7 protein-coding genes are annotated in these 13,007 nt (G+C 69.2%); 3 read left to right on the plus strand and 4 right to left on the minus strand.

Annotation, left to right across the window (positions count from 1 at the left end):
* Positions 1 to 147: 147 nt before the first annotated feature.
* Positions 148 to 426 (minus strand): glutathione S-transferase N-terminal domain-containing protein, encoded by a 279-nt coding sequence (locus tag SRU_RS06695; RefSeq protein WP_118828857.1) that lies wholly within the window; start codon positions 424 to 426, stop codon positions 148 to 150.
* 176 nt (positions 427 to 602) lie between these two features.
* Between SRU_RS06695 and SRU_RS06700 the strand changes: the two genes are divergently transcribed.
* The 3 genes from SRU_RS06700 (at position 603) to SRU_RS06710 (ending at position 4,192) form a co-directional block, all read left to right on the plus strand.
* Complete coding sequence (locus SRU_RS06700; RefSeq protein WP_237702014.1) at positions 603 to 2,039, plus strand: pyridoxal phosphate-dependent decarboxylase family protein; 1,437 nt, start codon at positions 603 to 605, stop codon at positions 2,037 to 2,039.
* Between the two features lie 164 nt (positions 2,040 to 2,203).
* The gene (locus tag SRU_RS06705; protein ID WP_011404011.1) at positions 2,204 to 3,400 is read left to right on the plus strand and encodes an MFS transporter; all 1,197 of its coding nucleotides are present in this window, start codon (positions 2,204 to 2,206) and stop codon (positions 3,398 to 3,400) included.
* A gap of 102 nt (positions 3,401 to 3,502) precedes the next feature.
* Positions 3,503 to 4,192, plus strand: coding sequence for a haloacid dehalogenase type II (locus tag SRU_RS06710; RefSeq protein ID WP_011404012.1), 690 nt, complete (start codon positions 3,503 to 3,505; stop codon positions 4,190 to 4,192).
* Between the two features lie 129 nt (positions 4,193 to 4,321).
* Here the strand turns inward: SRU_RS06710 and SRU_RS06715 are convergent, their stop codons facing one another.
* From SRU_RS06715 to SRU_RS06725, 3 genes are all read right to left on the minus strand, one after another.
* Positions 4,322 to 9,502, minus strand: a complete 5,181-nt coding sequence (locus SRU_RS06715; protein WP_118828859.1) for a translocation/assembly module TamB — start codon at positions 9,500 to 9,502, stop codon at positions 4,322 to 4,324.
* A 52-nt stretch (positions 9,503 to 9,554) separates the two neighbouring features.
* Entirely contained in the window at positions 9,555 to 11,831 is a 2,277-nt protein-coding gene (locus tag SRU_RS06720) for a BamA/OMP85 family outer membrane protein (protein WP_237702017.1), read from the minus strand.
* A 66-nt stretch (positions 11,832 to 11,897) separates the two neighbouring features.
* Positions 11,898 to 13,007, minus strand: a complete 1,110-nt coding sequence (locus SRU_RS06725; protein ID WP_011404015.1) for a YihY/virulence factor BrkB family protein — start codon at positions 13,005 to 13,007, stop codon at positions 11,898 to 11,900.

Genomic DNA, 13,007 nt, shown 5'->3' on the forward strand with positions numbered 1-13,007 from the left:
TGAAGGCAAGAGGTTGGGTGAGAAGGCAAAACCAGGGCGTGAGGTCAAATGGACACTCAGGTATATGCCCCGCAGGCGCGCCATGTTGTCCGGAATAGCTGAAAAGCCTGCAACAGACGGGTCGGGGGTGGGCCTGTGCGGGAAAGGTTAGCAAATCGAGCCGTCGTCCTCAACATAACAGGCGTCCGATTGAAACCGATTCCAGTCGGCCATCAGGGCACGTAGTGCTTGGAGGTGTGAACGGAGGGCCGACGCTCCGGTCACGACCTCGCCGTCGTCGTGCAGGGCCGGGAGTTCGGAAATGACTTCGGGGAGGGCGTCGGCATCTTCGACGTGCTCGACCTCGTGGGCAATGACCATTTCGCGAAGGGCCTCTTCGATCTCGTCGGCCCACGGGTCACCAGGCTGGCGGTAGAGCGTGACCATGGGATTGGGGGAATGCGTCTGTGAAGAAATCCAGGGCGCTTGTTTGCACGTGCCAGATGAGCGTGGTCGCTGAGGGCGAACATCCATCCCCCACGCTCCAGGGCTTCGCGCAACTCGCGTTCCGGGGCTCCGTTTCCCACCTGCTTTCGCTTTCATTGTTTACGCGTGCTGTGCCCATGGATCACGACCGCCTCGAACTCTCCCCCGAAAAAATGCGGACGCTCGGCTACCGGGTCGTGGATCTCCTGGTCGACCACTTCGCGGACGGAGGGGACGAATCGCTGGGGGAAACGCCGTCGCGAGACGAACTAGAGGCCCACCTCCGGGAAGACCTCCCGGAAGAGGGGACCCCCCCGGAGGCCGTTCTTGATCAGGTGGAGGCGGAGGTGCTGCCGAACACAATGCGGGTGGACCACCCTCGCTTCTTCGGGTTCGTGCCGGGGCCGAACAACTTCGTCGGCGTGCTCGCCGACATGCTGGCGTCGGGGTTCAATGTGTTCTCGGGGACCTGGATCTCGGGCGCCGCCGCCGCGCAGATCGAACTGGTGGTGATCGACTGGCTGCGGACGCTCTGTGGCCTCCCAGAGGCCGCAGGGGGGCTGTTCACGAGCGGGGGCTCGATGGCAAACGTCACGGCCCTGGCCGCCGCCCGCCACGCCCGGCTGGACGACGACGTGACGGGGGCCGTCGCCTACTGCTCCGACCAGACCCACACGTCGGTCGACCGGGCCCTGCGGCTGCTCGGGTTCGGCCCCGACCAGCTCCACCGGGTGCCCGCCGACGATCAGTACCGGCTCGATCCTGAGTCCCTGGAAGAGGCCATCGCGGCCGACCGGGCGGCGGGGCGGCGTCCCTTCTGCATCATCGCCAACGCGGGCACCACCAACACCGGGGCCGTCGATCCGCTGCCCGCCCTGGCGGCCCTGGCCGACGCCGAAGACCTGTGGCTGCACGTGGACGGGGCGTACGGGGCGCCGACGGTCGTCTGCAAGCGGGGCCAGAACCGGCTCGTTGGCATCGAACGGGTCGATTCGCTGACCCTCGATCCGCACAAGTGGCTCTTCCAGCCCTTCGAGATCGGGGGCGTGCTCGTGCGCGACGAGCAGCACCTCCGCCGGGCCTTTCGGCTGGAGGCGGAGTACCTGGAGGACGCGGTGGGGGAGGAGGACGAGGTCAACTTCTCAGCCTCCGGCATCCAGCTTACGCGCAGCTTCCGGGCGCTCAAGCTCTGGATGACGCTCAAGGTGTTTGGCCGCGAGCACGTCGCCACCGCGGTGGCGCGGGGCTTCGAGCGGGCCGAGCAGGCCGAGCGGCTGCTTCGGGGGCGGCCCGGGTGGACGGTGGTGACCCCGGCCCAGATGGGCATCATCACGTTTCGCTGCGAACCGGACGGGTGGACGCCCGACCAGGTGGACGCGCTCACACGCCGCCTCATTGCGGCCGTAAACGACGAAGGGGCGGCCTTCCTGACGCAGACGACGCTCGACGGCCGGCCCGTCCTCCGGCTGTGCCCCATCAACCCACGGACGACGGCGAAGGACCTCGAAGAAACGATTGCACGGCTCGACGCCCTCCAGGCCGAAATAGAGGTGGGGGCAACCCCGGCATCCTGACGCGGCGGGCGCCTCCGGAGAGACGGGCGAGCGACGCCGAGCGAACACTTTGCGAAAGACGACAGCGGGCCTCGATCGTCACACTCCCTTTCAAACCGACGGACGAGGGGGGCGTACCTATTAGTCGTTGCGCGAACCCTTCCTCCCAGCCTCTCTAGCTCACTGTGAAACTGTGGTCGTACCAGGGGGCCGTCCTCGGGGCGTGCACCCTGGCCTTCTTCGCGACGATGGCCGCGCGGCTGGCCATCAGTCCGGTCGTGCCCGCCATCGGCGACGCGTTTGGGGTGTCCAACAGTGCGATCGGCCTGGCCCTCACGGGCATGTGGATGGCGTACGCGGCCTCGCAGTTTCCGAGTGGGCTGCTGGCCGACCGGTACGGGGAGCGGCGCATTATCCTCGTGGCGGTGGGGGGGACGGCGCTGGCGAGCGCGCTGGTGGCGATGGCGCCGACCTATCCCGTTTTCCTCGTCGGGGCGGTGGTGCTGGGGGGCGTCGCCGGGCTCCACTTCAGCGTCGCCACGTCGCTTTTGACCCGGACCATCCCGAACACCGGCTCCGCGATTGGACTTCACACCGCGGGGGCGCCGGTGGCGGGCGTGTTGGTTCCGCTGGCCGCAGGAAGCATCGGGGTGTGGCTGGACTGGCGGTGGGCCGTGGCGCTGGGGGCCGTCATTGCGCTCCCGAGCGCCCTCCTCTTCGGGATGGTGGTTCGCCCCATCGCGCCGGTGCGGCCCGACGAGTCGCCCTGGAGCCGTCTCCGTCTCGGGCCGTTGCTCGAACTGCTCGGGCGTCCGCCCATCGCGCTCACGGCGGGGCTCTCCGTCGTGGGGGCCTTCGTGTGGCAGGCCACCGCTTCGTTTCTGCCGGCGTTTCTCATCGAGTATCAGGGCTACGGGGAGGCGGGCGCCGGCGCGCTCTTTTCGGCCTACTTCGTGGTGCAGGGCCTCACCCAGCCGCTGCTGGGCACCCTCTCGGACCGCGTGGGCCGGTACCCGGCGGCCACCGCCGCCGTAGGGATCGGGGTGGTGGGCTACACGGGGCTCGTCGCGGGGGGCGGGCCGTGGATCGTGGGCGGGGCGACCCTCTGTGCTGGATTGGCGATGGGGTGGGGCGCGGCCCTGCTGCCCAAGTTCATGGATCATCTGGGGGAGGAGGAGCGCAGTGCGGGCTTCGGGCTCATCCGGACGGCCTACATGGTGCTGGGGGCCAGTGGCAGCGTCGTGACCGGCGCGGTGGCCGACCTGCTGGGGTGGGGCCCGGCCTTTCTCGCCCTGGCGGGGCTGCTGGGCGGAATGCTTCTGGTGCTCCTGTACGGAATGCGGCGCGCCCGAACGGATGCGGCGCAGCGGGTTGCCCCTTGACGACTGCGGAGACCGTCCTGCTGCAGACCGTGCATCCTGTGCCGGGGCAAGCCCATAAGAGGCCCCACGTCTGCGCGCAATTCCCCTTTCCCCTCCCGACCCATGTCCCTCACTCCCGACGACTACGACGTGCTTGCGTTCGACTGCTACGGCACCCTCGTCGACTGGGCCGACGGCATCTCCACGGCGCTGCGGCCCATCCTCCGCGCCCACGACGTCGAACTCGACGACGAGGCGCTCTTCCGGCACTACGGGGAGTTTGAGCGGGACGTGGAGTCCGGCAGCTACGTCAAATACAAAGAGGTGCTGGGACGCGTCCTGCGGCGGTTCGGGGACCGGTTCGGGTTTACCCCGACCAACGTGGAGACGGAGCGGTTCGTCGGGTCGGTACGGAACTGGCCCCTCTTCCCGGACACAAATGCGTCCCTCCGGCGGCTGAGCGCGTCGTTTCGGCTCGCCGTCATCTCGAACGTGGACGACGACCTCTTCCACGATACGGCCCGCCACCTCAGCGTGGACTTCGACGACGTCATCACGAGCGAACGGGTGCGGGCCTACAAGCCGGCGCTCGACCCCTTCGAGACGGCATTCACGCGGCTCGGCGTGCCGCCCAATCGGCTCCTGCACGTCGCCCAGAGCGTGTACCACGACGTAAACCCCGCGGGGCGACTCGGCATTGACTGCGTGCGGGTCCGGCGCTACGACGACCGGTTTGACCCGCCGGCGCCCCAGACGGATCCGGTGCACACGGTGCCCGATCTTACGACCCTCGCCGATGGGCTCCTCGACTGACACGGGCCGGCGTGCCCGCCCTTTGGCATGCGCGTCCGGAGTCTGCCAGCACCGCTTCCGACTCCATTGTCGTGTAGGGGACGTCTTCCGCACGCCCGTGGGCCCGCCGCGCGTCGGGCCGCGGGACTGTCAGTAGGCGTACTCGAAGAGCAGATTAAACTGCAGGGACTGCTGGTTGCTCCGAGAGCGGAGCTGGAGGTAGTTGGTGAGCTGGTATTCGAGGGTCACGTCCGGGATGAGGGCCGTCGACTGCGTGGACGTTTGCGAGCTGGGGGCGAGCACGGGCTGCTCGATCGACGCGAAAAAGCGTGGCGTGAGGTAGCGGCCCACCGTGAGGTAGGAGGTGCCCTCCGTGCGAACGTCGAGGCGGACGACGTCCAGGCCCAGCTCGCTGGCCGCAAGGTTTTCGACGAAGTTGGACGCCTGCCCGAGCGCGACCTGTGTGGCCAGGCTTCCGCCCTCCGAGCTTCCACTGAAGAGCGCGTCGGCCGGGCGTCCGGTCGCGAGGTAGGAGAAGATGTTGCGCGTGCTCATCGTGGGCTCCGACGAGAGGGCGGGGGAGAGGTTGTCGGGACGGCCCGAGAGGGAGAGGGTAATGCGCACTTCGGAGCCCTGGCTTCCCTGCGCCCGCTGATCGTACACCGCCGACAAGTCGAGATACGGCGTGAACGGGTCGCCATTGAAGGTAAGGGAGCCCTCCGTGATCTGAAATTCCTGCCCGAACTGTCGCAGGGTGCTTCGCCGCTCCACGACATCGATGGTCCCGAAGACCTGTGGGTCTTCGAGGGCGGCCTTCTGCACGTCCAGGTCGCCGGTAAACTGCACGTTCATCTCCGGATTGCTGCTTGACCGCAGCCACGTGTTGCTCTGGATTTGGACGGCCAGGTCCAGTGCCAGGGCCTCGTAGGCGTCGAAGGTGGTCGTGTCGGCGGAGGTCAGGCGGAGCCCGAACCGTTCTTCGAGGGTCAGCTGGTCCTGTGCCGTCAGCTCCACGGCGCCCATGGCGGCGGCGCCCTCGGCAAGGGCCTCGGCGTAGTAGACGCTTGCGCTCTGCACCTGCAGGCCGCCCGACAACACCGGTCGGCGGACGGTCCCGCGGAGGGTCATGTCGCCGTCGATCACGGCCCGGCGGTAGGCCGCCGTGTTGATGGCGAGGAACTCGGATGCGTTCAGTGTAAGGTCGTACTCGCCGACCGTAAGCTCCGGAAGCGAGATGGTGCCGTCGGCCCGCAGGGAGCCGCCGTTGGGGGTGCGGAGGCGGGCCTGTTCGAGGGTCAGTTCGTTGCCTGACAGCTGAAGGCGTGCCGTGCCGCCGTCGTAGGTCGCATTGAGGGCCGGGATGGAGGCGCCGGCGTCGGTCACGGAAGCGGATCCCGAGAGCGACGGGCTGCCGAGGGTGCCCTGGACCCTGGCGTCCGCGGTGAGGGTGCCGGCGACGGAGCGGACGGTCGCGGGGTCGAAGAAGGGGTCGACCCAGTCGAGGGGAAACTGGTCGGTCGAGGCTTCCAGTCGGACGGGCCGGTCGGAGATGGAGGCGGGGGTGGGGGCCTGGAGGCGCAGGTCGGTGGGGACCGAGCCGTTCACCGTCAGGACGCTGCCGTCCTCATGGGTGAGGCGCGCGTCGAGGTCCGCAGTCAGATCTTCGTAGCCCACGTCCAGCTGAAGGGTCCCGACCTTGCGGTCTTCGGACCGCACGTCGAGGTCGAGGGTGCCGTCGAGGACCGGGGCGGAGGCCTTTCCGGTGAGCCGGAGGCGCCCCGTTGCGGCCCCGCCGAGGCCGGACAGCCCCAGCAGCGGCGCGATGCCGCGGAGGCGGACCTGTTCGAACGTGGTGTCGAACGCCTGCGCCCCGGTCGGGGCCACGACGCCACTGGCCTCGATGCGTTGCGCCCCGCTTTCCAGCAAGAGGTCCTCTACGCGGTACGCGTCGCCGATCGCAATTGAGGTGGGGCGGCGCAGGGCCCACCGATCGGGGCCCAGCCGGGCCGTCAGTGTCTGGAGGTCGATTATTGTCGAGTCGGCCGCCGGGCGGATGCCGGCGTCAACCTGCACGCGGCGTTTGGCGTCCAGCTGCACGTCCGTCGACAGATTGACGGCGGTGCCGTCGTAGTCGGCATCGATGCGGGTCCGGGTGGCCGCAAAATCGAAGGCCGAGAGGTATCCGGCGGTCCCCGTCACCGTCAGGTGGTCCAGGAACTGGGTGGTGCCGCGCCGCCCGGCGAACAGGGCCGTGGCGTCGCTAAGCCGCAGGTCGTCGTAGATGAGTCCGTCCACCGCGACGGTGCCGTCGAAGCGCTGCGCCTCCGACGAGCCGTAGACGTGGGCCGTCAGGCGCCCCGTGCGGAGCTTCAGCGAGGACAGGCCGGCCAAGCCGCGGAGGGGGGCAACATCCGTCACGCGGGCGCTGAGGTCAAAGTCCGACGACCCCGCCCCTGGGGCCAGAGCGAGGGGGCCCTGGCCGTGTCCCGCCACCACGTTGGACTGCACCCCGAGGGTGTCGACCCGAAAGAGGCCGCGGTCGAGGCGGCCCGTCATCCGTGCGCTGCTGAGGCGCAGGTCGCCGACGCGAACGGAATCGGCCGCGAGGCGCGTCGACGCCTGGAGGCTGTCCGGGCGAAGGCCCCGGCCCTCTACCCTCCAGGTCGCTGTGTGAAGGCGGGCCTGTGTGGAGTCGAGCCCGGCAAGGGCGCTCAGGTCCACCGACCGGGCGGCCGTACGGAGCGCGTAGGTCGGGGTTTGGGCGAGGCTGTCGAGGTGACCGCGGAGCTGGAGGGCCCCGCCGGCCAGGCTGAACTGTCCGTCCGCCGCCACGCGGCCCTGCTTCGTCGTCACGGAGAGGCGACCGTCCGCGGACGCCTGATTCAGGGTGGACGGGCGGAGCGTCAATTCCGAGTCCAGGTCGAGCTCGGGGAGCCGTGCGCCCCGGGCATCCAGGGTGAGGGTCCCCGAGAGGGCCGTGTTCAGGGACGCCAGCCCGGCGAGGGCACCTACGTTGATGTTTTCGAAGTTCCCGCCCCGAACCTGGTAGGAGGGCACATCGTCGAACGGGCGGGCCCGAAGCGGAAGCTCGACGGCTCCTGCGGGGGTATCCAGCCCCAGGGTGGAGCGGAGGGTGCCGTTTTGCAGCGACGCATCCAGGGAGGCCGACGTGACGGGCTGCCGGTTCACGCGGGACGTGTCGAGGGCGAGCCCCACGTTTAGGGACAGGCTGTCGGGGCGCACGCCCCGGAGTCGTCCCTGAACTGTGCCGTGGAGGGCACTCGACTGGGTCGAGTCCTGCAGGAACGGGCCGAGGTCTACGTTTTGGAAGCGGCCTTCCGTCAGGGCAACCGTCGGACGGGACGCAAAGGGGCGGGCAGTGGCCGCGAGCGTCCACGTACTGCCGTTCAGTTGGGCGGAGGCGTCCGCGGTCACCTCGCCGTCGCGGAGGCGTGTGGCGGCCGTCATCGCGGAGAGCCGGTGCGGCCCGTAGTGTGACTCTTGAACGGAGAGGGTGGCCCGGCCGTCCATCGTCCTGGGGGCAAAGCCCTGTCCCTCCCCCGTCAGGGTCGCCGTCACGCGGCTGTCGGTGGTGTCGCCGGCCAGGGCGGCCAGGTCTACCGCTTCCAGGCGCCCCGTTTCCAGGACGAAGCGCTCGGACCCGTCCCGGGCGGCGTGCCCGGCCGCCCGAAGCCGACCCGTCGGGAATCGGAGGGCGCCGTCCACACGGACCTCCCGGGGCCGCAGCGCGGCCGTGAAACGCCCCGACTCGATCACCTGCGTGCCGAGGCGGGAGTCCCGGAGGCGCACGTCGGCGTCGTACGCGGCGGTGTCCGTCGTGATGGACCGGCCCTGCACCTGGGCCGTAGCCGTGAAGGATCCATCGAGGGCTGCATCCGGGGCCACGGACGCCAGTGTGAGGTCTTGCACCTGCGCACGCAGGTCCACCGAGGGGGCCGCGTCGAAGGGACGAGCGGATCCGGCGACCGAGAGTCGAACGTCGTTCACCGTCCCATGCAGGTCGAGGGTGGCGGTTCCGGCCTGGACGGTCGATTCGAGGGTTGCGTCGGGGACCTCCACGTCGTGGAACCGCGTGTCGGTGACCGACGCCGACAGGGTTCCGCTGAGGGAGTCGAACGCCGGCCCCTCCAGGGCGCCCGTAACGGCGGCCGTGATGCTGTTCTGAGCGGGGCCGCTTCCCCCAAGCAGGCTCGTCGTGAGGCGCTGTGCCTGCGCATCGATCCGGTACTTCAGCGGAGAAGCGCCGGGCGACGACGCGAGGTGGGGCGTCGCCGTTGCCTCGGCGGTGAAGCGCCCCCCGCCGTCGCGCACCGTGACGTCCGTCGTGAGGGCGAGTCGGTCCTCAGAGCCCGTGAGTCGGGCGCGAAGGTCAAGGGCCTCGCGTGGGTCCACGTCCAGGAACGGAGCGAACGCCGTGAGGTCGCCCAGGACGAGCGGGTCGGCCCGGACCGAAAGGGCCACGTCGTCCAGCGAGTCGCCGGGGGCGGCGGGCAGGCGGGCCGTGCCGCCGCCCTGAACCGCACTGCGGGGGGAGGCGAGCCGCAGCGTGTCGAGGGCCACCCGCCGCTCCGACACCGCCCCACGCGCCGCCAGTCGCAGCTCCGTCGTGTCGGTGGGCAGGCGGCCGCGCAGGCCGAGCGTGTCGAGCCGGCCGCCCATCGAGAGCCCGTAGTAGAGATCCTGCGCCCGGATGGTAAGGCCTTGAATCCGGGCCGTCGAGTCGCGCCCCCCGGCGTAGAACTGGGCCGCGAATGTCCCCGCCGAGACCCGAAGCCGGTCCACCCGGATCGGAAGCGCCGCGCTCGTGTCCTCGGACGCGGGGGCCGAGGCGGGCAGGTGACGCGCCCAGTCCCACGTCGAATCGGCGGCCTGGCGCAGGGTGGCCGAGGGGCCGTCGATCGATACCGCCGTCAGGTGGAGTCGGCCCCGAAGCAGGGCCCACGGGCGGTACTCCACCGCCAACGAGTCGACGTGCGCCATCGTCGCGGGAGCGGCCCGGTCGGGGGCCGGTCGCGTGAGGGACACGTCCGCGAGCCGGAGCGACTGGACCCAGTTGCCGGACGCCCGCTCGACGGCGAGGGTGGTCTGCGGGAGGGGATTGGCCTGACGCGCGAGGAACTGCGCCGCCGCGGTGGCGCCGGTCTCCGTCTGGAGCCCGATCAGCACGAGGCCCACGACCCCGACGACCGTGCCGACCATCCCGCCCACGCCCCACAGCAGGCGGCGCCCCCATCGGCGGAGGCGCGAGCCGGCGGCCGCGTCGGCCGGCGCGTCGGATCTAGCGTCTGGTGAGTTGGAATCGGGGGCCACGACGAGTGCAGAAGCGGGGAGAGAAGGCGGCGTGCAGAGCAGGCGGGAGCGGTCAGAACGACCGGCCGATGCCGAAGTGAACGCGGAACCGGCGCAGGGTGCGCGTGTCGACCTCCGACAGCGGCATCGGGGCCTCCGCCGTTGCGTTCCGGCCGACGTCCTCCGCCGCCCGCAGGTCCAACGCGTCGGGGGTCAGCTTGTACGCGAGGTCGATCCGGAGGAACCCGAACGAGGTCTCGTAGCGGAGGCCGGCCCCGGTTCCCACCAGGACCTGCGACGGATCCGTGCGGACCGGGGTCCCGTCCGGGCCCGAAATAATGGACGGGGCGTTGGCCGGGGGCGTGAGGTCGAGCGCGCCCGACGTGACGTAGGCGCCGTCGAGAAACGCGGCGGTGCGCCAGCTTGCCCCGAGGCCGGGAAGCGGGAACCGGGCTTCCAGGCTCAAGCCCACCTTGCTCCGGGCCCCGATCGGGCGGTACGCAAAGCCTTCGCGGAGGACACTCGATTTCCGCAGCACCTTGCCGCCCGCCAGGCGCGAGGCCCATCCCCGGACGTCGCTTCCGCCCCCCGCGTAGAAAAAGTTATCCGAGAAGCGGTTCTGGTAGATCAGGTTTTCGCGTCGGGCCGCGTCGGAGGGGCTGGCGGGCAGGGTCAAGTTGTCGAGGCTCTCCCCGAACGGCCAGGTCGACCCGGCGAAGACACGGCCCGCCAGTTCCACGTACGAGGACACCGGAAGGTATCCGCTCAGTTCAGTGCTCACCTGCGCGAATTCGACCCCGGACCGCAGAAAGACCCCGCCCAGCTGAATCGTAGGCCGGATGATGTATCCTGTCGTCGGATTCAGGAAATCATCCGCGTCGCCGAACGTCCCGTTCAACGTGAAAATGCTCTTGTTGAACAGGTCGTCCTCGCCGGTGAGGGCCCCGTTTGTGCGGTTCGGATTTTCCGCCCCCGAGACCAGAAACTGCTGGGTGCGAGACACCGAGTGTTGCAACGAGAGGGTGCGGTACGGCAGGAAGTCGTACACCAGTGTGGATTCGAGCCCGAACTGGCGCTCGTTGAGGTCCAAGGGGCGGGACGGGTTCGGGGCGAGGGCGGGGTTCAGGCGTTCCTGAACGAATGGCGAGAGCGACCCGGAGACGTCCTCCGACAAGAGGAACGGCTGGCGGAGGGTGACCGACGCCCGAAACCGTCGGCTCAGCTCCTGCGACGACGACCGGGCCAGGAACCCGGGCAGAAATTCCGGCACGTTTTCGGGGTATCCGGTCTCGGCGGTCAGGTTGACCAGGAAGGTGCGGGCGTTGCCGTAGAAGTTGCGGTGGCGCCAGCTTCCGTCTGCCGTCACCCCCGAGCGCGTGTCGTACCCGACCTGGCCGGAGTAGCTCCGAAGCGCGCGTTCTCGGACCCGATACCGAACCGTGGCCGTGCTGTCGCGGGGCTGGCTCGGCACGTCGGCCAGGGCCACGCGGAAGAGGCTCAGGTCGAACAGCTTCTGCTGTCCCTCCGTCACGGCGTCGGCGGAAAACCGGTCGCCCACGGAAAACGGCAGCTCCCGGAGAATGATGGAGCGGTCGACCGACTCGTTGCCTTCCACCCGGATGTCGGAAAACACGGCACGGGGCCCCGGGTCGACCAGGAAGCGCAGGTCCGCGGCGTACGCGGTCGTGTCGATCGAAGCGGACGAGCGGACCCGGGCGAACGCAAACCCGTGGTCCCGGAGCCATCCCTGCACCTCGTCCTCGATTTGGGTCCGCTCGAAGTCGGTGTACCGTCCGCCGGCGCCCACCTCGCCGCGCCGAAACGCCGCCCAGTCGCCCCGCAGGTCCTCGGGCAGGGTCGGCTCGAACGGAGCCCGGCTCGCGGCCTCCAGGAAGTCGACGGTACGGATCTGGAGAGAGGGCCCCTCCCGAATGGTGAAGATGACGTGGATCCGGTTGCGCGAGGAATCGAGCTGGGAGGCTGGATAGTCGATGTCCGGGGACGGAAACCCGTTCTGCCGGTAAAACTGCCGCAGACGAACGACGTCCTTCTGGAGCATCACCGGGTCGAAGGCCGGATAGTTCGTCTGCAGGCCCGGAAGGAACGAAAGGCGGTTGCGCAGGCGCGTGAGGGTCCCGGGGCCCACGGTGCCGATCTGTTCCCGAAGCCGATCCGGGTCGAAGGTCTGCTGGTCCACAAACCGGAAGGACACCTCCTGGACCGACGTATTGACATCGGCGGCGCGGAGCGGGGCTTGAGCGAGGGTCCGGGGCGGGCCCACAGCCCAGCCGGCGAGCAGCACAAGCAGCAACAGCACGAGGGGCCGCCCGGCGTCCGAAGCGGCCGACAAAGAAGACAGCACCGTGGTGGAAGGGAGCGGTCGGTTGGCGGAGGTGCGGCAGAAAGGGGCTTGGACCTACGAGGCTGACGGGGGGGATGAGGTTGAGGAGCCCGTGGCGGGCGATTCTGAGGCGGACGTGCGGGGCGGAGAGAAGGGGGCGGCGGAACCGTCTGTTTCCGTCTCGGAGGCGTCCGGCCCCGCGGCGTCCGCCTCCGCACCGGCCTGGGGCGACAGGCCCAACTGGGCCGGCAACTCCGTTCCCGGCAGCTCCCCGGCGGTCACGTGCCGGTGCTCCTGCAGCGACGCCACGACGGCCCCAATCATCAGCACCACGCCGGAAAAGTACACCCAAAACACAAATGCAACGATCAGCCCGAACGTGCTTCCCAATGCCTCGGTCCCGGTCCCGTACCCGACGTAGGTCGCGTAGAAGGTAAAGGCCTGCTTGGCCGTCTCCCAGAGCACCGCGGCGAGGAGGGCCCCCGCGAGGGCACTCCGCTTTCGGGGGGACGGCTGCGGCACCAGGTAGTAGAGCTGAAAAAACATGGTGGTCGTGAGCAGAAGCGGAAGCAGAAGGCCGGTAATCCAGATGGCCCGTCCCCACAGCCACTGTGCCCACTGCTCGGAGCCCAAAAACTGCCCAATGATCACCTCGTTCACAAACGATGGAAGCGACACCGAGAGCCCGACGGTCATGAGGAAGAGCCCCCCGACCTGAATGACCATCCGTACGTCGAACAGGTAGCCCCAGAGAAGAGAGCGCTCCTGGTGCCAGTCCTGCTCGAAGGCGTTGCTGACCGCGATTCGCAGCGTGATGAAGAGCGACATCGCCGACAGAAACAAGCCGATTCCTCCGATGCCCACGATTGTCGCACTGGCATCTTGAAGCTGGGTCAGGAAGTCGATGAGCTGCTGGCTCTGGCTGCCCGGAAGGAGCTCCCGGATAAACCGCGTGACGGCCGTAAAGGCATCCTTTCCCTGTAGCACGCGGCCCACGACGCCGGTGGCGAGGATCACGATGGGGACGATCGTGACCAGCACCTTGAAGGCAATGGCCTGGGCCCACAGGAAGACGTGCTTCTCCGAGAGCTCCAGGTACAGACCGACGGCGTAATACACCACGTCCGTCCAGAGGGACGATGCTGTCTCCCGTACGGACACCGGAAGGTCGGACCAGGCGGGCAT

The sequence above is a fragment of the Salinibacter ruber DSM 13855 genome, assembly GCF_000013045.1.
GTDB classification, from domain to species: Bacteria; Bacteroidota; Rhodothermia; order Rhodothermales; family Salinibacteraceae; genus Salinibacter; species Salinibacter ruber.

Coding starts and splice junctions, on each gene's coding strand:
- SRU_RS06695 (WP_118828857.1), bottom strand. CDS start 426: ATGGTCACGCTCTACCGCCAGCCTGGTGACCCGTGGGCCGACGAGATC.
- SRU_RS06700 (WP_237702014.1), top strand. CDS start 603: ATGGATCACGACCGCCTCGAACTCTCCCCCGAAAAAATGCGGACGCTC.
- SRU_RS06710 (WP_011404012.1), top strand. CDS start 3,503: ATGTCCCTCACTCCCGACGACTACGACGTGCTTGCGTTCGACTGCTAC.
- SRU_RS06725 (WP_011404015.1), bottom strand. CDS start 13,007: ATGCCCGCCTGGTCCGACCTTCCGGTGTCCGTACGGGAGACAGCATCG.